Genomic DNA, 26843 nt, shown 5'->3' with positions numbered 1-26843 from the left:
ACGGAACATGCGATCAAACGGACACGCCACCGGCGAGTGAACCTGACCAGGCCCTACTAGGGTCTGTCCGGCGAATCGCGTGACCGCTGAGCGTGCTGATCGTTCCGGTCAGCGTGGGGCGAGGTGACTTAGCAGACGAGGAATGGGCTCGGCTGGCGGCAAACTTGCCGAAGAACGTTGGCCGGGGCGGGCGCTGGAAGAATCATCGTCAGGTGATCAACGGGATCTTGTTCCGGCTGAGGACCGGCGTCCCATGGCGAGATCTGCCGACTCGATTCGGAAAGTGGAAGACGGTATACGACAGGCACCGCCGCTGGTCGGCGGATGGAACGTGGGACGGGATCCTGCGAGCGGTCCTGACCGATGCCGACGCGAGAGGGCGCATCGACTGGTCGATGGTGAGCGTGGACTCCACCGTGTGTCGCACTCACCAGCATGCCGCCGGTGCACGCAAGCAGGCGCCGCGGAAATCCGGCAAGCGTAGTCGGCCCTCCCAGCATCGTGCCGATGAAGCCCTCGGTCGTTCACGCGGCGGGCTGACAACGAAGATCCACCTGGCCGGTGAAGGCGGGCTGCGCCCCTTGTCCATCTTGATCACGCCTGGGCAATGGGGGGACGCCCCGCAGATGATCCCAGTCCTGGAACGCATTCGCGTGCCCCGTCCGGCCGGCGGCCGTCCACGCACACGGCCAGACCATCTGAGCGGCGATAAAGCGTACTCATCACGCCGTAACCGCCGTTACCTGCGGAGTCGACAGATCAAGCACACCATCCCCGAACGCCGCGATCAGCAGGCTCACCGCCAGCGCCGTGGCAGTGATGGAGGCAGGCCCACTGGCTTCGACCCGGCGCGCTATGCCCGTAGGAACGAGGTCGAGCGCCTGATCAACCGGTTGAAGATCTACCGGGCTGTTGCCACGCGCTTTGACAAGAGGGCGTACGTCTTTCACGGCACCGTGACGGCTGCTGCTGTACGTCTCTGGCTTCGCTCATGACACGCCGTTCTCCCCAGCCGCCCCGTCGACTGCGGCTGAGGCCGTTTTCACGGCCGCCCGGCCCCTCACTACCGGCGCCGCCGTTACCTGCACCTGGAGGACCGGACGGTCGGCCGCAGCGCGTCAGTAGCCTGAACTGCCCAGGTGGGGCCCGGTGTTTGGTGGGCCCCACCAAGAAGACCGGCAGTGTGTCGCCTGGCCTTCGGTCGATCGGGGTTACACGGGAATCGGCATCGCGGCGCAGCGCACCGGCGCCGCGTGGGCGGGGTCGAGGGCGTTGAGGACCAGTTGGTACACGTTGGAGTCATAGGCGTCGCCCAGGTGACCGGAGAGGTCGAGCGGGCACACGTCCTGCAGCAGGATGTTGTGCACGGTCGCGCCGGGCCCGGCGGTGAGGAACTGGTGGGTGTACGGGGTGACGATGATGTCGGTTTTGGTGACGATGTTGGTGTAGGTGACGCCGGGTTCGGTGTCGCCCTTGGCGTACAGCTGCTGGAGGACCGGGGAGCCGACCGTCTGGTCCTTGGCCGCGGGGCTGTCCAGCCCGAGGGGCTTGCCGGCATGCCCGGCGACGTCCAGCACCTCGTCCACGACGGGGGCCAGGCCGTCGATGGTGGTGCCGTGGCTGCTGGGGCTGATGCCCACCAGCTGGTGCACCTTCTTGGCGCCGCCCTCGAAACGCAGATACCACTGGGGCATCAGCCCGCCGCCCTGGGAGTCGCCCACCAAGTCGACCTTCTTCGCACCGGTAGCGGCCCGCACCTTGTCGACGTAGGCGGCCAGCTGCTTGGCCGAGGCGGGGACCGGGCCGGTGGCCTTCATCAGGGCGTGGGGTTTGGTCTCACCGTAGTTGAGGGCGAAGACGCAGTAGCCGGCGTTCTTCAGCACCGGGGCGAGGCCGCTCCAGTTGTCGAAGGCGTTGACAAAGGTGCCGTGGACGAGGACCACCGGGTAGGGGTGGGCGGCCGTGGGCTTGCAGGTGAAGTCGTTGGTCCCGGCCGGGGACCGGTCGGGGTCCGGCAGCGCGGCGGCAATGGCCGCCACCACGCTGACCACCCCCAGGGTGCCGAACGGGTTCACGGCCGGAACAGCCGGAGCAGCCGGGGCTTCGGCGGCAGCATGCCGCGGTGCTGGGGGTGCGGCGGAAGCGGCCGGAACGGCGGTGGTCAGGCAGGCCGCCGTGGCCAGGGCAGTGGCTGCGGCCTTGAGGAATCGGCGCATCGGGGCGCGGACCTCCCGGGTGAGGGGGCGTCGGGGGCATGAAGCGACCCCACACTCGACACCCGCCGCGCCACGATCGCGTGCGGCACACTGAGTGCACCCGTTCAGCGCACACGCAGTCACCCGGGAGAGCGGTCCCCCACCGGAAACGGCATGCTGCGGCCGTACCGTGCCTCGATGCCACCTCGTTGAGGTGAGCGCGCCTGTTCAACTTGCTCGCGGTCCCCCACTGGTACCTGCTTTGAGGCCCCACGGCTCCGTGGGCCGTTGCTGTAGACACCGGACCGCCCCCCGCGACCCATCGGACAGGTCCTAAGCCGGCCCGAGACCGGGCAGGGACGAACAGCAGGGCGGAGGATCGATACGTCGGCACCCACACGAGTACGGCATCGCATGCGGAACCGGAGGCCCGGGAAGGTACGGCCCACTCAACGGACCTACTCGAAGAGGTCGTTCATGCGCCGTATCGCCGCAGTCATCGTGGGAGCCGTCGCACTCGTCGCGCTCACCGCCTCAACAGCCAGTGCCCAGCCCCAGGGCCTCGGCGATGGTGCCGCAAAACTCGTCAGCGATGAGTTCGCGGGGCTCGCCACCACCGTCCAGGACGTTTCCGGTCTGCTCTAGTCCGACTCGGCTCACAGGGCCCCTCCGGGGAACGGCCCGTACACCAGACGCAGCCTTCCCCGTACCCCCACCCCCGGTAGCCACGCCGTCCGCCCGGCCCCACGACGCATCTTCGGCAGGTGCGGCTCCAGCAGCACCCATTTCGCCGACCGCTATGTCGGACAGCGTCGCATCAGCCATCGGCCCGCCTCAGCGTCCGTGAGTCATGCGGGTGGCCGTGAACCATGTGGTCATGCGCGGCGCGTACGAGGCTTCCCGCTACCGCGTGGTCGCCCGACGTGATGGCTTCGCCGAGCAGGACGCTGAGCTGTGCGCACACGGAGCACCGTTGGGGGTCGACGGGTCCCGGACGCGGAGTCATCAGGTCATTCAGCATGGGTATCGGACTCTTTCCAGTACGCCCAGCCTTCGGAGTCGAATGGGTCGCCAATGGGTCCATCGTGGTCGGGGCCGTCGTGCGGTTCACGGTTGCACGTGACGACGAATTCGCTGCCGTCAAAATCGCGGAAAGCCCTCTGTGCGCCGCATACGTCATCGCTGGTCACAGGTACCGTTCCCAAGCGTGGCCGCCCCGATGTGCTTCGGGCAGCCAGCAGCGAAGATCCTCGCCATCGGGTGACGGGCTTTCCGACTTGCAGACCGCACGTTGCTGCACCTTGATGTCGTCGGCGTCGGCGTCCAGCCCGTCAGCCTTCCAGGTGACCCACACAATGAACTCGTTGCCCAGGTCCCGGAGCAGCGCAACATGGTCGCCGAAGGGGTGCTTGTCGAGTTCGCACGTCACGTCTTCCGGCAACGGGTCGTCGCCTTCGAATGGCAGCTCACTCGGGAAGTCAAGTGCCGCCTTGCGCATCCCTTCGGGCACGTCCAGCCGCTTGTCACACGTCATCTCTCGCCTTTCTCTGCATGGCATGCATTCGGGGATGCGGCACGGGGGGAGTGCTCCGCGCGGGAACGCGATCACGCCGGACGCCGCGTCGAGCTGCCCGCCGTAACGCGTCCACCAGCCATCAGCGGGCACGCCGGTTCTCCCGCTCCACAAGGGGGCGCAAGCGCGCCATGGTGGGGCTGGCGGACCGGTCGTCGGCACCCTTGTACGCCGAAGGCGCGTCGGGACACTTCGGATGACCGCACTTGCATTTCGGCCACACCAGAGCCGACCGGATCGGGGGCTCACCGTGGTCGGGGAAGTCGGCGCTCACGCCACTCCCTCCCGCACATCCGTTGCCCGGCGGTGCGGATGCTGCCGGATCGCTTCGGTGGCACTGCGAACGCTCGCCACGCTGCCCAGCCGATGCGCCGCTTCCCGCTGTCGTGCGGCAGCAGCACAGAACGAGCAACCTTCCACAGGCACAGGCTCAAGGGTCGGAATGCGGAGCGCCGGTACCGTCGCGTCACTGCCCACTCTCACAACCCCCTCTTGAGCCCATCCTCAACAGCGCGCAGAAGGGCGCGAGTTGGCTTCGCATAGCCCGTGCGCGGCACCCAGTCCGGAGCCAGCCGCCAGAACCCGCCGGCCGCTATGAGTGCTTCCAGCTCCACCACGTCGTTAGCCGGGGGCCGGGGCGTGGAAGATTCGCTCGATTGCCCGAGATAGCGCTTACCGGACACGGCCACTCCTCTCCGTAGTGCTACGACTACCGGGAGGTTAAGCGTGGCCCACTGCTGGGAACCATTCAACCTGTTGGAAGAGAACGAAAGGTTGGTGAACTGCCCTTGAATCGCAAGGAGTTGAACCCAGACGCGTCCCCACAAGCGGCCTACGGAGCGCGTTTACGCAGTATGCGAGAGTCGCGCGGCTGGACCCAAGATGATCTTGGCGAACGCACGGAATATTCCAGTGTGCATATTTCAGCCGTTGAAACTGGGCGGAAGCCTCCAACCCTTCGATTCTCACGAAGCGCAGACAAGGCGTTCGGCATCGAGGGCACCGCAGACGCGTTCGAGCACGAGTACCGCGAACTTCAACACGGTTCCTTGCTGGAAGGGTTCCCTGAGTACGTCGGGCACGAGGGGCGAGCAGTAGAGATCCGGTTGTTTGAGATTGGGATCATTCCCGGCTTGCTTCAGACACCCGCGTACGCACGCGCCCTGGCAGACGGTGACGTTCGCCGGGGCACCATCACACCCGAACAAGCGGCTGAAAGAGTCTCGATCCTGGCAGAGCGGCAAGCAACGCTAGTACGGTCCCGGCCGCCCACGATGCTTGTGGTGATGGACGAAAGCTGCATCCGCCGTCCAGTCGGTGGCACCGAGGCCATGAACGATCAGCTACAACGCCTCGTAGACTTCGCCGCGTTGCCGAACACACATCTTCAGGTTGCCCCGTATGTCATAGGCGAGCGACGACCGTTCAACCTGCCGATCAACCTACTGACGATGTCGGACCGGTCCATGATCGCGTACGCGGAGTCCCAGGCCCGGGGACACTTGGACCGCGAATCTACGTTCGTTCTGTCCTCGCTATCGGCCTACCATCAGTTGCAGGCCGAAGCCCTGTCACAGACAGAATCCGTGGCCTTGATCGAACAGCTTCGAAAGGGCACCCCGTGACGACCGAATCCCCCCGCTGGTTCAAGTCCTCCTACAGCTCCAACGGCGGCAACTGCATCGAGGTCGCCGCAAACCTCGTCGCCTCGCGCGGCGTGGTCCCCGTCCGTGACTCCAAGAACCCGAGTGGTCCGGTTCTGGCCTTCCCCACCGACGCGTTCTCGTCCTTCGTGGCAGGCGTCAAGGCAGCCGGAGAGTTCGGCGCCGTTTGATCGCACCCTGAGACACGAGTCGGCCCCCTCTCGCCAGAGAGGGGGCCGACTTCTGCCCTGCGGGCACACCATCAGGTGGTTTGACGGACGACACCGATAGCATCGTGTTATCGCTTGAATACCCTAAGTGGCCGCAGCGTGTCGCGCGCAGTGCGATCCGCACCGACGGGAAGGGGTACACGCGCAATGCGACGCATGGCAACGGCCTTGGGGACTCTCGGGGCAGCTGTGGCACTCATGCTCACTGTCCCGAACTCCGCTTACGCGGCTACTGGAGTTCTAGTCATCGATGGTGTGGCCCACGAAGATCCGAGCGGCTGCTTCCCGCTTGGAGACTCCGCTCCTCCGGTGGTCTCCAACTACACTGACGCGGTCGCCGAGGTGCACTCCGGGCCCGACTGCACGGGGCAGGTCACCTGGTTGATTTACCCCGGTGAGACATACCACCCAAACGGTAGCCGGAGCATCTTCGTCCTCTGAGGTCTAGGCCAGCTCTAGGGGTGGACGTAGCACTCGACCCCCGAAGGCAGCCACCTTCGGGGGTCGAGTGGTGTTACGGAGTCAGGCGGCCTGAGGGCTGATCACGGACCATATCTCTGCCCACGACTCCTCAGAGATGTTGGGCAGAAGCTTGCTCAGCTCCTGTGCAACCCAGTCGTTGAGTTCCTGCGTGGTCTCAGTCTTCTCGGTTGCCATCCGCACTCCCTGTTGGGTCTCACATGGTCGAGTTTGAAAGGAAGGCCAAGAGGTCTTGGCGGGTGACGATCCCCGCAGGCTTGCCATCCACCAAGACCACCGCCGCATCGCGGCCCTCAAGGGCAGTCATGAGCCGTTCCACCGGTTCGCCGGACCCGACGACAGGCAGAGACTCAGACATGTACTTGCTCAGCGGCGCGTCAGAGGGTGCGTGGTCGGCCACCAGGGCGTGAAGAAGAACCCGCTCCTCCACCGCACCGATCACCTCTCCCGCCATGACGTCGGGGTGCCCCGCTCCTGGAGACACCACCGGCATCTGCGACACCCCGTACTCGCGCAGCACGCTGATCGCTTCCCCAACGGTCTCATCAGGGTGCATGTGCACGAAGCTGGGGATGCCTCCCTCTACGCTTGCCTTCTGCGTCAGGACCGCCCCAGCCGTCTGGCCAGTCGAGGTCTCTTCGCTGAACCCATGTTGACCGATCCACTCATCGTTGAAGATCTTCGAAAGGTATCCACGACCGCTGTCCGGCAGCAGCACGACCACCACGTCGTCGGGGCCCAGCCGTTCGGCGACCCGCAGCGCGGCGACGACGGCCATCCCGCAGGAGCCGCCGACGAGCAGGCCCTCCTCCTTGGCGAGGCGGCGGGTCATCTGGAAGGCGTCCTTGTCGGACACGGCGACGATCTCGTCGGCGACGGTGCGGTCGTAGGCGGTCGGCCAGAAGTCCTCGCCGACGCCCTCGATCAGATACGGCCGCCCGGAGCCGCCGGAGTAGACGGACCCCTCCGGGTCGGCGCCGATGACCTTGACCGTGCCGTCGCTGGCGTCCTTCAGATAGCGGCCGGTGCCGGAGATGGTGCCGCCGGTGCCGACGCCCGCCACAAAGTGGGTGATCTTGCCCTCAGTCTGCTCCCACAGCTCGGGGCCGGTGGAGTGATAGTGCGAGAGCGGGTTGTTGGGGTTGGAGTACTGGTCGGGCTTCCACGCGCCCGGGGTCTCCCGGACGAGCCGGTCGGAGACGTTGTAGTACGAGTCCGGGTGCTCGGGGTCCACGGCGGTCGGGCAGACGACGACTTCCGCGCCGTAGGCCCGCAGCACATTGATCTTGTCGGTGCTCACCTTGTCGGGGCACACGAAAATGCAGTTGTAGCCCTTCTGCTGGGCGACGATCGCCAGCCCCACACCGGTGTTACCACTGGTCGGCTCGACGATCGTGCCGCCGGGCTTCAGCTCCCCGCTCTGCTCTGCGGCTTCGATCATGCGCAGGGCGATGCGGTCCTTCACGGAGCCGCCCGGGTTGAAGTACTCCACCTTGGCAAGGACGGTCGCCTGGATGCCCTTGGTCACGTTGTTGAGCCGCACCAGCGGGGTGTTGCCGACGAGGCTGATCATCGAGTCGTGGAATCGCACCGTTGTCTCCGGTCGCTGCAAAAGATGTGGTCGTAGTGGTGTCGCCAGCCTAAGGCCAGCGGTGTGGCTCGGGCGGCCGTTCACTCCCCGTTGAGATTGACGTACGGGCCGTACGGGGCAAGGAGTGGGTGTACGGCTACGAGGAGGTGGCGGCGACGTATGACGAGCATGTCGAGGGCGAGGGTGGCCCGGCGTATCGCGGCCGGCGCGGCGTACGGCGGTGGCGGGGTCGGTCTGGCCGGTGCGGCCGCGGTCGGTCTGCTGCTGGCGGAGGTACGGCTGGCCCGGCGCCATGTGGGCAACGGCACCGGCGGACGCGTCCCGGTGTCCGACGGCGTGTACGGCCACACCTACGACATCCCCGGTGAACCGCCCCTCCGCCTCACCATGCTCGGCGACTCCACGGCGGCCGGGCAGGGAGTGCACCGGGCGGGGCAGACGCCGGGCGCGCTGCTGGCCTCGGGGCTCGCGGCGGTGGCGGAGCGCCCGGTGGAGCTGCGCAACGTCGCCCAGCCGGGGGCCCAGTCGGACGACCTGGACCGTCAAGTGGCCCTGGTCCTCTCCGCGTCCGTGGCCGTCCCCGACGTCTGCGTGATCATGGTCGGCGCGAACGACGTGACGCACCGGATGCCGCCGACCCGTTCGGTACGGCATCTCTCCGCGGCGGTACGACGGCTGCGCACGGCCGGCGCCGAGGTGGTGGTCGGCACCTGTCCCGACCTCGGGACCATCGAGCCGGTGCAGCAGCCGCTGCGCTGGCTGGCCCGGCGGGCCTCGCGGCAGCTGGCGGCCGCGCAGACGATCGGGGCCGTGGAGCAGGGCGGGCGCACGGTGTCGCTGGGCGATCTGCTGGGCCCCGAGTTCGAGGCGAACCCGCGGGAGCTGTTCGGCCCCGACAACTACCACCCCTCGGTCGAGGGGTACGCGACGGCGGCGATGGCCGTCCTGCCGACGGTGTGCGCGGCGCTGGGGCTGTGGCCGGCGGAGGAGGAGCGCCCCGACGTCTCCCGTCGCGAGGGCTTCCTGCCGGTGGCCCGCGCCGCCGCCGAGGCGGCATCGGAGGCCGGCACCGAGGTCACGGCCGCCATGCCGACGGGGCCGCGGGGGCCGTGGGCGCTGCTCAAGCGCCGGCGCCGGCGCCGGGTCCCGGAAGCCGAGCCCGCGACTCCCTCGCTCTGACCGGCCTTTCCCGAGCCGGGCAAGCAAGCGCTTAGTAAATTGCGGCCAGTGTCACACCACGGCACCAGTGACCTGGCTCATACGTGCGGGTAACTTCCCACACAGCCCTGCAAGAAAACTGCCCACTGGAGCCGTGATGCCCGAAGCCGTCATCGTCTCGACCGCCCGCTCCCCCATCGGCCGCGCCGGCAAGGGTTCCCTCAAGGATCTGCGCCCCGACGACCTGACTGCCACGATCATCCAGGCCGCCCTCGCCAAGGTCCCCGAGCTGGACCCCAAGGACATCGACGACCTGATGCTCGGCTGCGGCCTGCCCGGCGGCGAGCAGGGCTACAACCTCGGCCGGATCGTCGCCGTACAGATGGGCATGGACCACCTGCCGGGCTGCACGATCACCCGCTACTGCTCCTCCTCCCTGCAGACCTCCCGCATGGCCCTGCACGCCATCAAGGCCGGCGAGGGCGACGTCTTCATCTCGGCCGGCGTGGAGACGGTCTCCCGCTTCGTCAAGGGCAGCTCCGACGGCCTCCCGGACACCCGCAACCCCCTCTTCGCCGAGGCCGAGGCCCGCACCGCCGCCGTGGCCGAGTCGACCGGTTCCGACTGGCACGACCCGCGCGAGGACGGCCTGCTGCCCGACCCCTACATCGCGATGGGCCAGACCGCCGAGAACCTGGCCCGCGCCAAGGGCATCACCCGCCAGGACATGGACGAGTTCGGCGTCCGCTCGCAGAACCTGGCCGAGCAGGCCATCAAGAACGGCTTCTGGGAGCGCGAGATCACCCCGGTGACCCTCCCGGACGGCACGGTCGTCAGCAAGGACGACGGCCCGCGCCCCGGCGTCACCATGGAGGGCGTCGCGGGCCTCAAGCCGGTCTTCCGCCCGGACGGGCTCGTCACCGCCGGCAACTGCTGTCCGCTCAACGACGGTGCCGCCGCCGTCGTCATCATGAGCGACACCAAGGCCCGCGAGCTGGGCCTGACCCCGCTCGCCCGGATCGTGTCCACCGGTGTCTCCGGCCTCTCCCCCGAGATCATGGGCCTCGGCCCGGTCGAGGCGAGCAAGCAGGCGCTGCGCCGCGCCGGCCTCGGCATCGGCGACATCGACCTGGTCGAGATCAACGAGGCCTTCGCCGCCCAGGTGATCCCCTCCTACCGGGACCTCGGCATCGACCTCGACAGGCTGAACGTCAACGGCGGCGCCATCGCCGTCGGCCACCCCTTCGGCATGACCGGCGCCCGGATCACCGGCACGCTCATCAACTCCCTCCAGTGGCACGACAAGCAGTTCGGCCTGGAGACGATGTGCGTCGGCGGCGGCCAGGGCATGGCGATGGTCATCGAGCGCCTCAGCTGACACACCGTCCGTAGCGGGACAGGCACGTACCGTCAGGAATCGGCCCGGAACCGAGGAATCCCCGAGGTTCCGGGCCTTTCCGTGATCCAATCTCCCCCAGGATGTGACCTATCTCGCGCACCGAACCCATCGGTGCAGGTCAAAGCAGGTCAGCGCAGGGTGCGACGAGAACACAAGACCAAGGCCCTGTCCGTTTCGTGACGTTACGCACTGACAGCTGCCTAGTCCGCCCTTCAAGCTGATGTAGGAAGTCGGGGGTCGACTTTGAACACGGGAGTACGTCAGTGAGCGCCATGCCGATCGCCCTGCTGCTCACCACGGCCGCCACCGGCGCCGTGGGCGTCGCCGTCCTGCGCGCTGTTCTGAAGCTGCGCCGCCAGCTCACCGAGCTGCAGCGCCGGCTCGCCGAGAACCAGGCGACGGCCACGCGGGCCCTGCTGCCGAACGCCCGCAGCCACGCCGACGCCGACCAGATACGCACGGCCGTGGCCGAGGCGCTCGCCGAGGAGCGGGAGCGGGAGCTGGCCGAGGCGCGTGCCTTCTGGGCCGCCCAGGAGACGCGTGACGCCTCGGACGCCCCGTCCCTGCTGGGCCTGCCCGAGGCGGAACTCTTCCTGCCCCGGCAGGGCGACTTCGCCGGCCTGGAGCCGGTGTCCGAGCCGACCGCCGACACCGACGAGTTCGCCGGGGACTCCCCGGAACTGGCCGCGGCCCGCCGCCGTCACCCCTCGCACCCCGACTTCGTCCCGGTGCAGTCCCCCGTGGGCAACGACCACGAGCGCACGGTGACCGCCCTGGAGCAGCTGGCCACCGAGCACGTCGAACTCTCCGACGTCCGCCCGGGGCCGCTCGGCACCCTCGACGTCTATGTCTTCGCCGACGGCACCACGTTGTGCATGACCCCGGGTCACCGCGAGACCGCCGAACGCCTCGCGGCGGCGGTGGACGCGGGCGACGCCCCCTACCTCCTGGGCGGTTCGGGCATCTCCGGCGCCTACACCCTCACCTTCGCCTGCGGTGAGGACACGGTCTACATCCTGGCCGACCGGGTCATCGCGTCCCTGTAAGGCCGACGCGCCTCACACACTGGCCCTCGCCCGCGCCTCCTCCACCAGGCGCACCGCCTCGGCGACCTCGTCCTCGCTCCGCAGTACCAGCGACACATCGTGGGCGGCCACGAGGATCTGGTCCGCCACGGCGAACATCCCGGCATCCGGCATCTCCCGGGGCTCGCTCCCCGGCTCCTCGACCCGCTGGGCCCACCGGGCCAACTCCCGGGCCAGCGCCAGCGCCTCGGCGGCGGCTCCTCGCTGAAGCCGACTCTGCGGTGCCGCGCGCAACCGGTCGGCGAAGTGATCCACGGCTTGGGTCAGGGGCGTCGTATCAACCACGCGCCGAGCGTAACGTGCCGCACTGTTGCCAATACGCGAACGCTCAGGCACCGTGACGTGAAGGACCGGCTTACATCCCCTTTGCGTTCGGAGGCGCCGATGTCCCAACTCTTCTCCGAGGAGACCCACCGCAATCTGCTCGCCCGTATCCCGCACTGCACCGGTCGTGAGGTCTCCGACTGGCTGCGCACCGTAGAAGAAGGTCCCGCCCTGGTCCGCTTCGAGGAGAAGGTCACCTGGCTCCGGCACGAGTACGACCTCGCGTACGGCCACGCGAAGGCGATCGTCCATGAGTACGACCTGAGGAGGGCGGCCCGCAAGCTGCTCTAGACGCAGAGGGGCCCCGGGTCGGAACCCGGGGCCCTTCTCGTCGTCCTTCGACCGGCGGGTGCGCTAGTCGTTGTTGGTGAAGATCGCCACCAGTCGCAGCATCTCCACGTAGATCCACACCAGGGTCATGGTGAGGCCGAACGCGGCCAGCCAGGACTCGTTGCGCGGGGCGCCGTAGGCGATGCCGTCCTCGATCTGCTTGAAGTCGAGGGTCAGGAAGAACGCGCCGAGCAGGATCGCGATGATGCCGACGAGCGCGCCGAGCGGACCGAAGCTGCGCAGACCGCCGTCCGAGGCGACGCCGAACACGACCAGCAGCAGGTTGACCGCCATGACCACCATGAACGCCATGGCGATGGCGATGCCGATGCGGGCGTAGCGGGCGGTGACGCGGATCCAGCCTGCCTTGTAGACGAGCAGGGTGGCACCCGAGACCGCCATGGTGCCGAGCACCGCCTGGAAGGGGGCGCCGCTCCAGCGGCTGTTGTACATCTCGCTGATGACGCCGAGGAAGACGCCCTCGAAGGCGGCGTACCCGAGGATCAGCGCGGGCACCGGGGTGCGCTTGAAGCTCTGGATCATCGCCAGGACGAACGCGACGATCGCGGAGCCGACGGCCAGGCCGTAGCTGGTCGTCGAGACCGGCAGCAGCGCCCAGGCGAGGACCGCGCCGACGGCGACGGTGCCGAGCGTGATGGCCGAGCGGACGACGACGTCGTCCATGGTCATCCGGTCGGTGGTGACCGGAGCCTGCGGCGGAGCGCCGTACTGGACGCCGCCCTGCGCGTACGGGTTCTGGGCGTAGGGGTTCTGCGCGTACGGGTTGCCCTGGACGGACCCGGCCTGCGGTGCGGTGTTGAAGCCGGCGTAGCCGTTGTCGCGGCTGAACCCCCGTCGCGAGAAGACCGGGTTGCTGCTCCTCATTTCACTCCTCCATGGCCGCCATGCGCAGCCTTGGCTCAAGAGTAATGGATTGGCAAAGGGTAGACCGTGATACTTAAGGAGGATCTTTCCCCTGCCGTGTTGCCCAACACGCTACGCGTATGGCTGATTCCCAGCCAACGGTGATCGCGTTCCATGACGAATCCGCTACCTGGCCGAGATCTGACGCCGGCCCAGCGGAAACCCGGTGTACGCCTCGGCGAGGTCCGTCTCGGCCGCCCGGGAGGAGGCGATCCGCTCCAGCCGGGCCTGCTGGAGGCGGACGTCGAACGGGGTGGCGTCCGGGGCCGAGTGGAGCAGGGTCGTCATGTCGCAGGAGAAGCGCTCCGCCTGCCAGACCCGGCGCAGACAGGTCGCGGAGTAGGCGTCGAGCAGATCGGAGGAGCCCGTCTCCTTCTCGTGCGCGAGGGCGTGGGCGAGGGTGACGACGTCTCCGACGGCGAGGTTCAGCCCCTTGGCGCCGGTCGGCGGGACGATGTGGGCGGCGTCACCCGCGAGGAAGAGACGGCCGTGCCGCATCGGCTCGTGGACGAAGGACCGCATGGGGGTGACCGACTTCTGGGTGAGGGGTCCGCGCGCCAGCCGCCAGCCGTCGTCGGTCTCCAGGCGCCGCTCCAGCTCGTCCCAGATCTCCGGCTCGCTCCACCGCCCGGCGTCCGTGTCGGCCGGCACCTGGAGATAGAGGCGGGAGACGGACGGGGAGCGCATGGAGAGAAGCGCGAAGCCGCGGTCGTGGCGGGCGTAGACGAGTTCGTCGTGCGAGGGCGCGACGTCGGCGAGGACACCGAGCCAGGCGTAGGGGTACGTCCGCTCGAACACGCGGGACAGGGCGGCCGGGAAGGCCCGGCGGGCAACTCCCCAGAAGCCGTCGCAGCCGACGGCGTAGTCGCACTCCAGCACGTCCGCGCGGCCCCGGTGCCGGAACGGGATGCGCGGCCGGCCGTCGGCCGCGTCCTCGACCGCGAGTGCCTGCGCCTCGAACAGCAGCGGTCCGCCCTCGGTCAGCTGAAGGGCGATCAGGTCCTTGCAGACCTCGGTCTGGGCGTACACCATCACCGACCGGCCGCCGGTCAGAGCGGGGAAGTCGATGCGGTGGCGGCGGCGGGCGAAGCGCAGCTCGATGCCGTCGTGCCGCAGCCCCTCCCGGTCCATCCGCTCCCCGGCGCCGGCGGCGCGCAGCACGTCCACCGTGCCCTGCTCCAGGATCCCGGCGCGGTGGCGGTGCTCGACATAGGCGCGGTCGCGGCTCTCCAGGACGACCGAGTCGATGCCGGCGCGGTGCAGCAACCGCGCGAGCAGCAGTCCGGCCGGCCCCGCTCCGATGATCCCGACGGTGGTGCGCATCGACTCTGTCCCTTCCCGCGGCGGCATCGCCTCAGACCGAGATTCCCTGCTTCGCATGATCGCGCGCTGTTCGTGTGGTGAAGTTTTGTTCACCCATCGACGCGCCGAGTCTGCGCCGGGAGGCAGGTGATGTCAACGGGTATGACTGCGGCCAAGGCGCGGTTGGTGCCCGGAGCCGGACTTGAACCGGCACGCCCGCGAAGGGGCAGCGAGGTTTAAGCTCGCCGTGTCTGCATTCCACCATCCGGGCAGGCCATGGGCTCCGCTTTGAAGTTCGAGCCTATCGGGACGCATCCCCCGAACAGCGGAAGGGCGGACCGATGTTGTCTTATTTTATTGACGTCTGAGGGTGCATCAGCCCGCGGAACGGGCCATCCGCACTTGCCAACAGCGTGACGTGACGTGGATACGGCCGTACGTGGAATGACGGAATTTCACCGTCCGAACGAGGGTGTACCACCCGTTCTGGACGTCGTTCGACATCGATTCGACCGCGCCGCTCTCCGGGTCCGGCGTCCTCCCCAGGTATGACGCGGCGTCCTGCCGTCCGACCGGAGTCGTCCCCGGGAACCGGAACAGCGACTGACTACACGGCCCGCCGGCGCCGGGACGATGGAGACGTCCCCATGGAACACGTCGTCCCGACAGGAGCACCTTCCCGTGACCACCACACCCACCGCCGCCCGGGCCACCTCCGTGGCCGCACGCGCCACGGAGCTGTCGAAGATCTACGGGCAGGGTGAGACCCAGGTGGTCGCCCTGGACCGGGTCTCCGTCGACTTCCGGCAGGCCGAGTTCACCGCGATCATGGGCCCGTCCGGCTCGGGCAAGTCCACGCTGATGCACTGCGTGGCGGGCCTGGACACCTTCTCCTCCGGGTCCGTGCGCATCGGCGACACCGAGCTGGGCTCCCTGAAGGACAAGCAGCTCACCAAGTTGCGCCGGGACAAGATCGGCTTCATCTTCCAGGCCTTCAACCTGCTGCCGACGCTGACCGCCCTGGAGAACATCACCCTCCCGATGGACATCGCGGGCCGCAAGGCCGACAAGGCGTGGCTGGACCAGGTGATCTCGATGGTCGGCCTGTCCGGGCGGCTCAGCCACCGGCCCGCGCAGCTCTCCGGCGGCCAGCAGCAGCGCGTGGCCGTGGCCCGTGCGCTGGCCTCCAAGCCCGACATCATCTTCGGCGACGAGCCGACCGGAAACCTCGACTCGCGCTCCGGCGCCGAGGTGCTCGGCTTTCTGCGCAACTCGGTGCGCGAACTGGGCCAGACCGTCGTCATGGTGACCCACGACCCGGTCGCCGCGGCCTACGCCGACCGCGTGGTCTTCCTCGCGGACGGCCGGATCGTCGACGAGATCCACGGCCCGACGGCCGACTCCGTCCTCGACCTCATGAAGCAGTTCGACGCGAAGGGCCGTACCAGCTGATGTTCCGCACCGCCCTGCGCAACGTCCTCGCGCACAAGGCCCGGCTGCTGATGACGGTCCTCGCCGTCATGCTCGGCGTGGCCTTCGTCTCCGGGACGCTGGTCTTCACCAACACCATCTCCGACGCGTACCAGAAGAGCTCCGCCAAGGGCTTCGACCAGGTCGACGTCGCCGTACAGCCCAAGTACCAGGACTCCGAGGGCGACAAGGTCGGCAAGACGCCGGATCTGACCCAGGCCGTGCTGGACAAGGCCGCGAAGGTCCCCGGCGCCGCCTCCGCGACCGGTGTCGTCAGCGGCTTCACCGCCGTCGCCGACAAGGACGGCAAACTGCTCGGCGGCGACTGGCAGTCCGCCGGCGGCAACTACTGGGGCGCCAAGGACGCCCGGTACCCGCTGGTCAGCGGCCATGCCCCGCACGGCAGGAACGAGGTGCTGCTCGACTCCGAGACCGCGAAGCGGGCCGGCTACAAGGTCGGCGACACCGTGCGGCTCTCCGTCGACGGCCCGGTCCTCACCCCGACCGTCGCGGGCATCTTCACCACCGACGACGGCAATGTCGCCGCGGGCGGCAGCCTCGCCCTGTTCGACACGCCGACCGCGCAGAAGCTGTTCGGCAAGAAGGGCGGCTACGACGAGATCGACGTCAAGGCCGCGGCCGGCACCGGCCAGTCCGCGCTGAAGTCCGCGCTGGACTCGGCGCTGCCGCAGCACCTGGTGGAGACCACCACCGGCAAGAAGCTCGCCGACGACCAGGCGAAGCAGATCGCCGACTCGATGAGCGGACTGAAGCAGACCCTGCTGGTCTTCGCCGGTATCGCGCTGTTCGTCGGCACGTTCATCATCGCCAACACCTTCACCATGCTGGTCGCCCAGCGCACCCGCGAACTGGCCCTGATGCGGGCGGTCGGCGCCTCCCGCCGCCAGGTCACCCGCTCGGTGCTCATCGAGGCCTTCGCGGTCGGCACGGTCGCCGGTGTCACCGGTCTGGCCGTCGGTATCGGCATCGGCGCGGGCCTGCGCGCACTGCTGGGCTCCTTCGGCGCGAGCATGCCCGACGGGCCGCTGGTGATCAGCCCCGGCACCGTGGTGACCGCCCTCGCCGTCGGCATCCTCATCACCATGCTGGCCGCCTGGCTGCCCGGCCGCCGGGCCGCGAAGATCCCGCCGGTGGCGGCGATGAGCAGCGTGCACGCCAAGGCCAGCACCAAGTCGCTGGTGCTGCGCAACACGCTCGGCTCGCTGTTCGCGGCGGCCGGCGTCGCGACGGTCCTCGGAGCCACGACGATGGACGCCGACGCCGCCCAGGGCCCGATGGGCCTCGGCGCGGTCCTGCTCATCATCGGCGTGTTCATCCTGACCCCGCTGCTGTCCCGGCCGCTGATCGCGGCCGCCGCCCCGGTGCTGCGCGCCTTCGGCATCTCCGGCAAGCTGGCCCGCCAGAACGCGGTGCGCAACCCGCGCCGTACGGCGGCCACCGCCTCCGCGCTGATGATCGGCCTGACCCTGATCACGGGCATGACGGTGATGGCGGTCAGCCTGCAGACGGCGATCGACAAGATGGCCTCCTCGGCGATCCGCGCCGACTACGTGGTCTCGATGGCCAACCGCTCCCCGCTCTCCCCGGACGTGGCGAAGAAGCTCGCCGCCACCGACGGCGTCACCGCCAGCAGCCCGCTGCGCAACGCGATGTCCCGGATCGACGGCAGGACCGAGTTCCTGACCGGTGTCGACGCCTCGTCCATCGCGAAGCTGACGGACCTGAAGGTGGACGACGGATCCTTCACGGTGGGCGGCGACCAGGTCGTCGTGGACAAGGACCGGGCCAAGGAGAACGGCTGGACGCCCGGTTCGCGCTTCACCGCGCACTTCGAGGACGGCAAGGCCCGCACGCTGACGGTCGCCGGCGTCTACGAGGGCAACGACATGATCAACGGGATCATGCTGGACGACAAGGTCGTCACCCCGCATCTGAAGGACCCGGCCGATATGCAGGTCATGGTCAAGACCGCGGACGGCGCGTCCAGCGCCACCAAGGACCGGCTGGCGAAGGTCCTGGACTCCAACCCGGCGATCAAGATCCAGGACAAGCAGGACATCTCCAACGAGGTCGCGAAGATGTTCACGATGATGCTGAACATGGTCTACGGCCTGCTCGGCATGGCGGTGCTCGTCGCGGTCCTCGGTGTCATCAACACCCTGGCCATGTCGGTCTTCGAACGCGCCCAGGAGATCGGCATGCTCCGCGCGATCGGCCTGGACCGCAAGGCCGTCAAGCGCATGGTCCGCCTGGAGTCCCTGGTGATCTCCCTGTTCGGCGGGGTGCTCGGCATCGGGCTGGGCGTGTTCTTCGGCTGGGCGGCCGGCCAGCTGCTGGGCACGAAGATGCCGACGTACGAACTGGTCCTGCCCTGGGGCCGGATGGCGCTCTTCCTGCTGCTCGCGGGCGGGGTCGGCGTCCTGGCCGCCCTGTGGCCGGCCCGGCGCGCGGCGAAGCTGAACATGCTGACGGCGATCAAGGCCGAGTAGCCGAACAGCCGAACAGCCTTACGGCACAAGGAAGGTACGGCACAGGGAAGGGGGGCCTCGCGGTGGTGGGGCCCCCTTGGCCGTACCGGCTGTCAGGTGTTCCAGGTGCGGGTGCGCAGCGGCAGACCGGACGTGCCCGGCTCCGGGGTGCGGACCGCGAGGACCTGGTTGACGCCGATCCGGTTGCGTTCGAAGGCGAGCGCGGAGGCGGCCATGTACAGCCGCCAGACGCGGGCGCGGCCGGGGCCGGCCAGGCGCATGGCGCGGTCCCAGTCCGCCTCCAGGTTGGTGACCCAGTGGCGCAGGGTGCGGGCGTAGTGCTCGCGGATGGACTCCACGTCCCGCACCTCGAACCCGGCGCGCTCCAGCTGGGTGACCGTGGTCCCCAGGGGTGCGAGTTCGCCGTCCGGGAAGACGTAGGCGTCGATGAACTCGTCCACCTGGTACGTCGATTCGTCGCCCTGCGGGCGGCGCGCGATCTGGTGGTTGAGCAGCCGCCCGCCGGGCCCCAGCAGGTCGTACAGCCGGCGGGCGTAGTCCAGATAGCGGTCGGCGCCGACGTGCTCGGCCATCCCGATGGAGGAGATCGCGTCGAAGGGGCCGTCCTTGACGTCCCGGTAGTCCTGGACCCGGATCTCCACCCGGTCGGTCAGTCCCTCGTCGGCGACGCGCTTACGGGCGTACGCCGCCTGCTCCTGCGACAGCGTGATCCCGACGACGCCGACGCCGTGCTCACGGGCCGCGTGGATGGCCATCGAGCCCCAGCCGCAGCCGACGTCCAGCAGCCGCTGACCGGATGTCAGGCCCAGCTTGGCGCTGATGAGTTCGAGCTTGTCCCGCTGGGCGGTCTCCAGCGTCCCGCCGTCCTCCCAGTAGGCGCAGGAGTACACCATCGACGGCCCGAGGACCAGCTCGTAGAAGTCGTTGCCGACGTCGTAGTGATGGCTGATGGCCCGCTTGTCGGTGTGCCGGGTGTGCAGCCGGCGGCGCGGCCTGCGCACCTCCTCGCGCGGCGGGGCGGGCGGCAGCGGCGGCCCCGCCAGCATCAGCAGTTCGCGGACGGCGGCCCGTACGGCGGGGTCGCGCACGCTCTGGACGAGGCCGGGAGCGTCCTCCCCGCGCTCCCACACCAGCCCCGCCATCGCGTCCAGCGTGGTGTACAGATCTCCCTCGATCTCCAGGTCGCCGGAGACCCAGGCGCGGGCGAGGCCCAACTCGCCCGGCTTGAACAGCATGCGGCGCAGGGCGCGGCGATTGCGCACGACCAGTGCCGGCGCGTCCGGTGGCCCGGCCTGCGATCCGTCCCAGGCCCGCAGCCGGACCGGAAGCGGGGCTCCCAGTACCTGCTCGGCAAGACTCCTCAGCCGCGCTGCGGCGTCGGCCATGGCGCACACCTCCAAGACGACGATCCCGGATGCCGGTCATCACGTAAACACCGTCGGCGGTCGCGCACAGTCCCGCAAAGGAGTCACAGCTGGGCAAAATAGATGCACGGGCCATATAGATGCTGTTCGCGGAACGCCGGAAGACCCCCTGCACCACGGATGGCAGGGGGTCTTCCGGTTGGTTCAGCGACTCAGCGACCGGTGCGGGTCAGGAGGCCTTGGCCTTCTCCTCGGTCTTGCTCGGGGCGGCGACCGGGGCCGGCTTGGCCGCCTCGTAGAACTCCTCGCGGGGGTTCTCCATCGCGCCGAGGGAGACGACCTCGCGCTTGAGGAACATGCCGAGGGTCCAGTCGGCGAAGACGCGGATCTTGCGGTTGAAGGTCGGCATCGCCATGCCGTGGTAGCCACGGTGCATGTACCAGGCGAGGCGGCCCTTGAGCTTGATCTTCATCTTGCCCATGACGATCATCGCCACGCCCTTGTGCAGGCCGAGACCGGCGACCGCACCCTTGTTGGCGTGCTCGTACTCCTTCTGCGGGAAGCCCCGCATACCGGAGACCACGTTGTCGCCGAGGGCCTTGGCCTGGCGCAGCGCGTGCTGGGCGTTCGGCGGGCACCAGGCGTTCTCGTTGCCCGCCTTGCGGCCGACGAGGTCCGGGACCTGGGCATTGTCGCCGGCGGCCCAGATGTAGTCCGTGCCCTTGACCTGGAGGGTCGGCTCGCAGTCGACGTGACCGCGCGGGCCGAGCGGCAGACCGAAGCGGGACAGCGCCGGGTTCGGCTTGACGCCGGCGGTCCACACGATCGTGTTGGCGTCGACCTCAAGGCCGTTCTTCAGCACCACATGGCCGTCGACGCAGGAGTCCATCGAGGTGGAGAGGTAGATCTCCACGCCCCGGCTCTCCAGGTGCTCCTTGCCGTACTGGCCGAGCTTGGGGCCGACCTCGGGAAGGATCTTGTCGGCGGCGTCGACGAGGACGAAGCGCATGTCCTCACGGGAGACGTTCTTGTAGTACTTGGCCGCGTCCCGGGCCATGTCCTCGACCTCGCCGATGGTCTCCGCACCCGCGAAGCCACCGCCGATGAAGACGAAGGTGAGCGCCTTGCGGCGGATCTCCTCGTCGGTGGTGGACTCGGCCTTGTCGAGCTGCTCCAGCACGTGGTTGCGCAGACCGATGGCCTCCTCGACACCCTTCATACCGATGCCCTGCTCGGCGAGGCCGGGGATCGGGAAGGTGCGGGAGACCGCACCGAGCGCGATCACCAGGTAGTCGAAAGGCAGCTCGTACGCCTCGCCCACGAGCGGGGCGATCGTGGCGACCTTGCGGTCCTGGTCGATGGTGGTGACCCGGCCGGTGAGGACCTCCGCCTTGGGGACCACGCGTCGCAGCGGGACGACGACATGGCGCGGGGAGATGTTGCCGGCGGCGGTTTCGGGAAGGAAGGGCTGGTAGGTCATGTACGACCGGGGGTCGACGACCGTGACGGTCGCCTCTCCGTAGCGCATCTTCTTGAGGATGCGCCGAGCTGCGTACAGGCCTACGTACCCACCGCCTACTACGAGGATCCTGGGACGCTCCGTGGTGCTCATGCCATCGAGTATCCACCCGCCCCTCGGGGGTCGCTCGTGCGCCCCTTCACAAGGTCGGACAGACCCTGTGCTACACTCCGCGACTCGCGTGACACAGATCATGAGGACCGAGGGGAACCGCAGCACCCTTTGAGCCGTTGTCAATGCCGCGTGAGCTGCTCCTCTCGGTTACAGGTAAGGCTGCGAGCCACCCGGAACGCCCTCGTCGGCACGCGATCCGCAGGTGTCGCACGACCCCTATCTGAACATGTTCAAAGGCCTCTTCACCCCTCGAAAGGGCCAATGGGCCACCCTCTGTACGCCGATGGGCCCGAAATCCTTGTGAAGAACTTCACGAAGTTTTCCGACGCCACGTCACCGAGGGGCCCCGAAGAGCCCCCGGAAGGCGCTCAAACGTTATCCGACCTGCTCAACCAGCGGCTACCCGTCAGTAACAAATGAGACTCGGGCAACAGCCGGACCGGGGGAACCACCCGGACGGGCCGTTGGACGCCGCGCTCTTCACCCGTCAGCCACGCACCGCGCGATATCGGGAGCAAACACCCATAGCGTGCCTGCATGAGCACTTCACAGACGGCCTTCAAGGCCTTTTCGCGAATATGCGCGGTCAGCGCAGTCCTGGGCGTCGCTCTTGCGACGGGGCCGGCCGCGGCCGCGTCCACCGTGACCACGGCGTCCGCATCCCACATCACCAAGGCGGCCTCCCCCCTCGGCGGCCATGACGACGACGACGGCAACAACGGGTGCATCGCCCTCATCGCCCTTCTCTGCTGACGGCCGTTCTCTGCTGACGGCCGGCCGGGTCGGCCCGGGCTCAGGCGACGGCCCCGGTTCCTGCCCATGAGGAACCGGGGCCGTTCCACGTCACCGCGGGTCAGTGGCCGCCTGCGCCCGACTCCGCCTCTTCCGCCACCTTGAAGGCGATGCCGTCGAGGATGTCGTGCTCGCTCACCACGACTTCCTCGGCGCCGATCCGCTCCATGATCGCGAGCAGTACCAGGGCGCCCGCGCCGATGACGTCCACCCGGCCGGGATGCATGGACGGGATCGCGGCGCGCTCGGCGTGCGTCGAGCGCAGCAGCCACTCGGTGATCTCACGGACGCGGTCATGGGAGATCCGGGAGTGGTGGATGCGCGCGGAGTCGTACGCGGGCAGCTCCTGGGCGATCGCCGAGACCGTGGTGACGGACCCGGCGAGGCCCACCAGGGTGCGGGCCTCGCTCAGCGGCACCGTCCGCTCGGCGAGGTCCAGGGCCGCCTCGATGTCCGCTCTTGTCGCGGCGATCTGCTCCTCGGTCGGCGGGTCGCCGACCACGCCGTCCCGCACCAGGTGACGTTCTGTCATCCGCACACAGCCGACGTCCACCGAGCGCGCCGCCCGGACGTGCTCCTCGCCCACGACGAACTCCGTGGAGCCCCCGCCGATGTCCACGACGAGATAGGGCGTCGCGAGGTCCTCCCGGCCCGTCAGCTCCCTGGTCGCGCCGGTGAAGGAGAACTCGGCCTCCTGGTCGCCGGTGATGACCTCCGGCTCGACCCCGAGGATGTCCAGCACGCCGCGTACGAAGTCGTCCCGGTTCTCGGCGTCGCGGGAGGCGGAGGTGGCCACGAAGCGCAGCCGCTCGGCGCCGTGCTCCTTGATGATCTGCGCGTACTCACGGCAGGCGGCGAAGGTCCGCTCCAGTGCCTCGGGCGCGAGCCGCCCGGTCCGGTCGACCCCCTGGCCCAGCCGCACGATCGTCATCCGGCGGTCCAGGTCGACGAGTTCACCGGTCTCCGGGTGCACATCGGCGACCAGCAGCCGGATGGAGTTGGTACCGCAGTCGATGGCGGCGACGCGGGTCACTGCCCGTCCCCCTTGCTGTCGCAGGGCGTCACACAGGCCCCCTTGGCCCACCACTCGGGCAGCATCGCGATCGCCTCGTCGCCGAGCGGATTGACCCCGGGCCCGGCGGCCAGCGAGTGGGCGACCAGCACATGCAGGCACTTGACCCGGTCCGGCATGCCCCCCGCGCTCGGGAAGCCCGCCAGCACCTCGATCTCGTCCCGGCGCCGGATGTAGTCCTCGTGCGCGGCGCGGTACGCGGCGGCCAGCTCGGGATCCGTCCCCAGCCGCTCGGTCATCTCCTTCATCACGCCGTTCGCCTCCAGCGTGCCGATGGCGGAGGACGCCTTCGGGCAGGTGAGGTAGTACAGCGTCGGGAAGGGCGTACCGTCGGGCAGCCGCGGCGCGGTCTCCACCACGTCCGGCTGGCCGCAGGGGCAGCGGTGCGCGATGGCCCGCAGGCCCCGCGGCGGACGGCCCAGTTGCTGCTTGAAGGCCTCGACGTCCGCGGCGGTGGGCTCGGTGCGCGAGGTGGTCGGCGGGGGCGTTTGCATGACTGCTTTCAGGATGGCTTTCTGCTCGTTGCCGGCGAGGGGCCGGTCACTGGTCGGAGGCGTCGGACTTGTCGACCCCGTCCCAGATGTTCGCGTACCAGGGCCGGTGGGCGGCCCTGAGGTCGATGCGGGACTGCTTGGCCGTACCCGGGTCGACGACGATGTACCCGGTCTCGCCGGGCATCACATAGTGCAGCCGGAGCCGGATCTGCTGCTCGGCGTAGGAGTCGTCCTGCCAGCGCGCCTTGAGGTCGCGCAGCTGCTCGACCCGCTTGCGGGCCTGCTCCTGCTGCCGCTGCAGATCGGAGATCTGCGCGCGCTGGGAGACGTACTGCCGCATCGGATAGGCGAGCGCGACGATCATCGAGCACAGCACGAGGGCGAGCAGCGCCGCCCGGCCGGTGAGCCGGGAGCGGCGGGCCTGCCGCTTGGTCTGCGAACGGTAGACCCGGGCCGCCGTCTGCTCGCCGAGCAGCCGCAGTCTGGTCGCGGTGGAGAAACGGTCGCGGTCCTTCACGCCCATCTGGCTCTCCGCCTCCCCTTTCACGTGCGTACGTCCCCGGACACGGTACGGGACCGGGTACGGGGACGTACGTACGACTGGCTAGGCCTTACCTCTTTGCGACTCAGCCCTTGAAGCGGCTCAGCCCTTGAAGCGCGGGAAGGCGCTGCGGCCCGCGTACACCGCGGCGTCGTCGAGGATCTCCTCGATGCGCAGCAGCTGGTTGTACTTGGCGACACGCTCGGAGCGGGCCGGGGCGCCGGTCTTGATCTGCCCGCAGTTGGTGGCGACGGCCAGGTCGGCGATGGTGACGTCCTCGGTCTCGCCGGAGCGGTGGGACATCATGCACTTGTAGCCGCTGCGCTGGGCCAGCTCCACGGCGTCCAGGGTCTCGGTCAGCGAGCCGATCTGGTTGACCTTGACCAGCAGGGCGTTGGCGGTGCCCTCCTCGATGCCGCGGGCGAGGCGCTCGGGGTTGGTGACGAACAGATCGTCGCCGACCAGCTGGACCTTGTCGCCGATGCGGTCGGTGATGACCTTCCAGCCGGCCCAGTCGTCCTCGAACAGCGGGTCCTCGATGGAGACCAGCGGGTAGGACGCGACCAGCTCCTCGTAGTACTCCGTCATCTCGGCGGCGGAGCGGGACTTGCCCTCGAACTCGTACGTGCCGTCCTTGTAGAACTCGGACGCGGCGACGTCGAGCGCGAGCGCGATCTGCTCGCCGGGGACGTAACCGGCCTGCTTGATGGCCTCGACGATGAGGTCGAGGGCGGCGCGGTTGGAGTCGAGGTTCGGGGCGAAGCCGCCCTCGTCGCCGAGGCCGGTGGACAGGCCCTTGTTCTTCAGGACCTTCTTCAGCGTGTGGTAGACCTCGGTGCCCCAGCGCAGGGCCTCGGAGAAGGACTCCGCGCCTACGGGTGCGATCATGAACTCCTGGATGTCCACGTTGGAGTCCGCGTGCGAGCCGCCGTTGAGGATGTTCATCATCGGCACCGGCAGCAGGTGCGCGTTGGGGCCGCCCAGGTAGCGGAAGAGGGGGAGGTCGGAGGCCTCGGAGGCGGCGTGGGCGACGGCGAGGGAGACGCCGAGGATGGCGTTGGCGCCGAGGGAGCCCTTGTTGTCGGTGGCGTCCAGGTCGAACATGGCCTGGTCGATCAGGCGCTGCTCGGTGGCGTCGTAGCCGACCAGCTCCGGGCCGATCTGCTCGATGACGGCGAGGACGGCCTTCTCGACGCCCTTGCCCTGGTAACGGTTGGGGTCACCGTCACGCAGCTCGATGGCCTCGAAGGCGCCGGTGGAGGCGCCGGACGGGACGGCGGCACGACCCGTGCTGCCGTCGTCGAGGCCGACCTCGACCTCGACCGTGGGGTTGCCTCGGGAGTCCAGGATTTCCCGGGCTACGACGACGTCGATGGACGGCACGAGCATCTCCTTCTTGGATGTGACGCTGGAAGTGCGAGGTGGTGTGCCTTACGGCTGTGCCTTGCGACTAGAGCCTAACCGTCTCCGGGGGATCGGCCACTGACCGACCGTCCCGTGGACGGGAAGGGACACGCAGACGGTACCCATTGTTCATGAACGGAACAAAGAGGGGTGGAGGTAAAGAGCGGGGGAACGGCGGACGCCGGGGAGTCCGGGGGAGCGGGGAATCCGCGAAAGCCCGGGGCCCGGGAACGCAAAAGACCCCGTCCCGGCGCGTACGGGGGAACACGCGCCGGGACGGGGAGCCCGTGGGGACGGGGGTGGCCCTCACGGGGCCTTCAGCGTGGGGGGCGGGGATGTGAGGGCGCTGTGGACCGGGCCGGAGCCAGGTGTCACTTCAGGTGCAGCTGCTGGCCCGGGTAGATGAGGTCGGCGTTGTCGACGATGTCCTTGTTCAGCTGGAACAGCTTCTGCCAGCCGCCGGCGACGTGGTGCTTCTCGGCGATGGAGCTGAGGGTGTCACCCGTGACGACCTTGTACTCGCCGTCGCCCTTCTTGACCTTCTTGCCGGTCGGGGTGGTGACGGTCTTGCTCTTCGACGGGGCCGTGCGCTCGGTGGAGCGGGTGGCGGCCTGCTGGTCGGTGGAGCGGGTGGCGGTGCCGCCGGCCGAGGTGTTCGAGGAGGAGCCGGCGCTCTTCGAGGAGGTGCTGTTCGACGAACCGGAGCTGCTGCTCGGGGCGGAGCCGTTGTAGGCGGCGGAGGACAGGCCCGTGCCGCAGACCGGCCAGGCGCCCTTGCCCTGCGCGGCGAGGACCTTCTCGGCGACGGTGATCTGCTGCGCCTTGGTGGCCTGGTTGGCGCTGGCGGCGTAGGCGGTGCCGCCGTACGCGGCCCAGGTGGAGGCGGAGAACTGCAGACCGCCGTAGTAGCCGTTGCCGGTGTTGATGGACCAGTTGCCACCCGACTCGCACTGGGCGACCGCGTCCCACTCGGAGGCGGTGGCGGCGGAGGCGTTGCCGGCCGCCATCAGCGGGGCGGCGACGGCGGCACCGGTGACACCGGCGAGCGCGACGACGCGGACGGCCTTGGACGGACGACGGTGCTTGCCCTTGCCGGAAAACAGCATGGATCATCCCCTCACCGACGCCTGCGAGGTGAGCTGTCGGGTTCGGGCCGGTTGAGTTGCCCGGCCGCGCTCTCGCTTTCGCGAAGCGCGGCTTCACCCCTAGCCGGCACCGGCGTCAACCGCCGGGCCCGGCACTTACCTTGGGTCCCCCGCTCCTGCCTACGGCGCTTGACGCGACGACTGTTCCCGGACGACCGCTGGCAGGACTCGGCGTTGCGGTCGC

General features: G+C 68.9%; 26 protein-coding genes, 1 tRNA gene and 1 riboswitch. Of the genes, 11 read left to right on the top strand and 16 right to left on the bottom strand.

The window, feature by feature from the left end:
* Positions 1 to 113: 113 nt before the first annotated feature.
* Entirely contained in the window at positions 114 to 995 is an 882-nt protein-coding gene (locus IE277_RS08620; RefSeq protein ID WP_189950184.1) for an IS5 family transposase, read from the top strand.
* Positions 996 to 1211: 216 nt separating this feature from the next.
* On the opposite strand, the gene IE277_RS08615 is transcribed toward IE277_RS08620, so the two are convergent.
* The gene (locus IE277_RS08615) at positions 1212 to 2216 is read right to left on the bottom strand and encodes an esterase/lipase family protein (protein ID WP_189950111.1); all 1005 of its coding nucleotides are present in this window, start codon (positions 2214 to 2216) and stop codon (positions 1212 to 1214) included.
* Between the two features lie 456 nt (positions 2217 to 2672).
* On the opposite strand from IE277_RS08615, the gene IE277_RS08610 reads away from it, so the two are divergent.
* Positions 2673 to 2840 (top strand): hypothetical protein, encoded by a 168-nt coding sequence (locus IE277_RS08610; protein WP_189950109.1) that lies wholly within the window; start codon positions 2673 to 2675, stop codon positions 2838 to 2840.
* Positions 2841 to 3205: 365 nt separating this feature from the next.
* Here the strand turns inward: IE277_RS08610 and IE277_RS08605 are convergent, their stop codons facing one another.
* Positions 3206 to 3385, bottom strand: coding sequence for a hypothetical protein (locus IE277_RS08605; RefSeq protein WP_189950107.1), 180 nt, complete (start codon positions 3383 to 3385; stop codon positions 3206 to 3208).
* Positions 3382 to 3729 (bottom strand): hypothetical protein, encoded by a 348-nt coding sequence (locus IE277_RS08600; protein WP_189950105.1) that lies wholly within the window; start codon positions 3727 to 3729, stop codon positions 3382 to 3384. The genes IE277_RS08605 and IE277_RS08600 overlap by 4 nt, the downstream gene beginning before the upstream one ends.
* Before the next feature lie 827 nt (positions 3730 to 4556).
* Here IE277_RS08600 and IE277_RS08595 point away from each other — a divergent pair.
* Together IE277_RS08595 and IE277_RS08590 are read left to right on the top strand one after the other, a co-directional pair.
* Positions 4557 to 5393 carry a helix-turn-helix domain-containing protein gene (locus tag IE277_RS08595; protein ID WP_189950103.1) on the top strand — a complete coding sequence of 279 codons (837 nt, stop codon included), beginning with the start codon at positions 4557 to 4559 and terminating at the stop codon, positions 5391 to 5393.
* The gene (locus IE277_RS08590; RefSeq protein ID WP_189950100.1) at positions 5390 to 5602 is read left to right on the top strand and encodes a DUF397 domain-containing protein; all 213 of its coding nucleotides are present in this window, start codon (positions 5390 to 5392) and stop codon (positions 5600 to 5602) included. The genes IE277_RS08595 and IE277_RS08590 overlap by 4 nt, the downstream gene beginning before the upstream one ends.
* Positions 5603 to 6163: 561 nt before the next feature.
* Here the strand turns inward: IE277_RS08590 and IE277_RS48760 are convergent.
* Together IE277_RS48760 and IE277_RS08585 are read right to left on the bottom strand one after the other, a co-directional pair.
* Positions 6164 to 6298: a hypothetical protein gene (locus IE277_RS48760; protein ID WP_268252259.1), complete on the bottom strand. Its 135-nt coding sequence runs from the start codon at positions 6296 to 6298 to the stop codon at positions 6164 to 6166.
* A gap of 19 nt (positions 6299 to 6317) precedes the next feature.
* Positions 6318 to 7712: a cystathionine beta-synthase gene (locus IE277_RS08585; RefSeq protein ID WP_189950097.1), complete on the bottom strand. Its 1395-nt coding sequence runs from the start codon at positions 7710 to 7712 to the stop codon at positions 6318 to 6320.
* A 159-nt stretch (positions 7713 to 7871) separates the two neighbouring features.
* Between IE277_RS08585 and IE277_RS08580 the strand changes: the two genes are divergently transcribed.
* From IE277_RS08580 to IE277_RS08570, 3 genes are all read left to right on the top strand, one after another.
* On the top strand, positions 7872 to 8891 hold the full coding sequence (locus tag IE277_RS08580; RefSeq protein ID WP_189950095.1) for an SGNH/GDSL hydrolase family protein: 1020 nt from the start codon (positions 7872 to 7874) through the stop codon (positions 8889 to 8891).
* 136 nt (positions 8892 to 9027) lie between these two features.
* On the top strand, positions 9028 to 10248 hold the full coding sequence (locus IE277_RS08575; protein WP_189950093.1) for an acetyl-CoA C-acetyltransferase: 1221 nt from the start codon (positions 9028 to 9030) through the stop codon (positions 10246 to 10248).
* A 284-nt stretch (positions 10249 to 10532) separates the two neighbouring features.
* A complete protein-coding gene (locus IE277_RS08570) occupies positions 10533 to 11315 on the top strand; it encodes a hypothetical protein (protein ID WP_189950091.1) in 783 nt (260 codons plus the stop codon).
* A gap of 12 nt (positions 11316 to 11327) precedes the next feature.
* Here IE277_RS08570 and IE277_RS08565 read toward each other — a convergent pair whose 3' ends face one another.
* Positions 11328 to 11639, bottom strand: a complete 312-nt coding sequence (locus tag IE277_RS08565) for a hypothetical protein (protein WP_189950089.1) — start codon at positions 11637 to 11639, stop codon at positions 11328 to 11330.
* Positions 11640 to 11738: 99 nt separating this feature from the next.
* Between IE277_RS08565 and IE277_RS08560 the strand changes: the two genes are divergently transcribed.
* The gene (locus IE277_RS08560; protein WP_189950087.1) at positions 11739 to 11969 is read left to right on the top strand and encodes a DUF4287 domain-containing protein; all 231 of its coding nucleotides are present in this window, start codon (positions 11739 to 11741) and stop codon (positions 11967 to 11969) included.
* 63 nt (positions 11970 to 12032) lie between these two features.
* Here the strand turns inward: IE277_RS08560 and IE277_RS08555 are convergent, their stop codons facing one another.
* The 3 genes from IE277_RS08555 to IE277_RS08545 form a co-directional block, all read right to left on the bottom strand.
* On the bottom strand, positions 12033 to 12893 hold the full coding sequence (locus tag IE277_RS08555; RefSeq protein WP_189950084.1) for a Bax inhibitor-1/YccA family protein: 861 nt from the start codon (positions 12891 to 12893) through the stop codon (positions 12033 to 12035).
* A gap of 165 nt (positions 12894 to 13058) precedes the next feature.
* Positions 13059 to 14255: a 4-hydroxybenzoate 3-monooxygenase gene (locus IE277_RS08550; RefSeq protein ID WP_189950082.1), complete on the bottom strand. Its 1197-nt coding sequence runs from the start codon at positions 14253 to 14255 to the stop codon at positions 13059 to 13061.
* A gap of 163 nt (positions 14256 to 14418) precedes the next feature.
* Positions 14419 to 14505 (bottom strand) — tRNA-Leu (locus IE277_RS08545).
* Between the two features lie 410 nt (positions 14506 to 14915).
* On the opposite strand from IE277_RS08545, the gene IE277_RS08540 reads away from it, so the two are divergent.
* Together IE277_RS08540 and IE277_RS08535 are read left to right on the top strand one after the other, a co-directional pair.
* Positions 14916 to 15686: an ABC transporter ATP-binding protein gene (locus tag IE277_RS08540; RefSeq protein WP_189950080.1), complete on the top strand. Its 771-nt coding sequence runs from the start codon at positions 14916 to 14918 to the stop codon at positions 15684 to 15686.
* Positions 15686 to 18214, top strand: coding sequence for an ABC transporter permease (locus IE277_RS08535; RefSeq protein ID WP_189950078.1), 2529 nt, complete (start codon positions 15686 to 15688; stop codon positions 18212 to 18214). Before IE277_RS08540 ends, IE277_RS08535 begins: the two co-directional genes overlap by 1 nt.
* A 92-nt stretch (positions 18215 to 18306) precedes the next feature.
* On the opposite strand, the gene IE277_RS08530 is transcribed toward IE277_RS08535, so the two are convergent.
* Together IE277_RS08530 and IE277_RS08525 are read right to left on the bottom strand one after the other, a co-directional pair.
* On the bottom strand, positions 18307 to 19599 hold the full coding sequence (locus tag IE277_RS08530) for a class I SAM-dependent methyltransferase (protein ID WP_189950076.1): 1293 nt from the start codon (positions 19597 to 19599) through the stop codon (positions 18307 to 18309).
* A gap of 208 nt (positions 19600 to 19807) precedes the next feature.
* Positions 19808 to 21190, bottom strand: a complete 1383-nt coding sequence (locus IE277_RS08525; protein ID WP_189950074.1) for an NAD(P)/FAD-dependent oxidoreductase — start codon at positions 21188 to 21190, stop codon at positions 19808 to 19810.
* A gap of 558 nt (positions 21191 to 21748) precedes the next feature.
* On the opposite strand from IE277_RS08525, the gene IE277_RS08520 reads away from it, so the two are divergent.
* On the top strand, positions 21749 to 21964 hold the full coding sequence (locus tag IE277_RS08520) for a hypothetical protein (RefSeq protein ID WP_189950072.1): 216 nt from the start codon (positions 21749 to 21751) through the stop codon (positions 21962 to 21964).
* Positions 21965 to 22064: 100 nt separating this feature from the next.
* Here the strand turns inward: IE277_RS08520 and IE277_RS08515 are convergent, their stop codons facing one another.
* From IE277_RS08515 to IE277_RS08495, 5 genes are all read right to left on the bottom strand, one after another.
* Positions 22065 to 23036 carry a Ppx/GppA phosphatase family protein gene (locus tag IE277_RS08515; RefSeq protein WP_189950071.1) on the bottom strand — a complete coding sequence of 324 codons (972 nt, stop codon included), beginning with the start codon at positions 23034 to 23036 and terminating at the stop codon, positions 22065 to 22067.
* Positions 23033 to 23569, bottom strand: coding sequence for a DUF501 domain-containing protein (locus IE277_RS08510; protein ID WP_189950068.1), 537 nt, complete (start codon positions 23567 to 23569; stop codon positions 23033 to 23035). The genes IE277_RS08515 and IE277_RS08510 overlap by 4 nt, the downstream gene beginning before the upstream one ends.
* Positions 23570 to 23615: 46 nt before the next feature.
* Positions 23616 to 24092 (bottom strand): FtsB family cell division protein, encoded by a 477-nt coding sequence (locus IE277_RS08505; protein ID WP_189950066.1) that lies wholly within the window; start codon positions 24090 to 24092, stop codon positions 23616 to 23618.
* 120 nt (positions 24093 to 24212) lie between these two features.
* Entirely contained in the window at positions 24213 to 25499 is a 1287-nt protein-coding gene (gene eno / locus IE277_RS08500) for a phosphopyruvate hydratase (protein ID WP_189950064.1), read from the bottom strand.
* Positions 25500 to 25885: 386 nt separating this feature from the next.
* Positions 25886 to 26620, bottom strand: a complete 735-nt coding sequence (locus IE277_RS08495; protein ID WP_189950062.1) for a LysM peptidoglycan-binding domain-containing protein — start codon at positions 26618 to 26620, stop codon at positions 25886 to 25888.
* Between the two features lie 3 nt (positions 26621 to 26623).
* Positions 26624 to 26797: riboswitch (cyclic di-AMP (ydaO/yuaA leader) on the bottom strand.
* Positions 26798 to 26843: the final 46 nt, after the last annotated feature.

It is taken from the genome of Streptomyces alanosinicus, from assembly GCF_014650595.1.
Classification (GTDB): Bacteria; Actinomycetota; Actinomycetes; order Streptomycetales; family Streptomycetaceae; genus Streptomyces; species Streptomyces alanosinicus.
The sequence above is the reverse complement of the archived record's forward strand: the minus strand, read 5'-3'. Positions and strand labels throughout refer to the sequence as shown.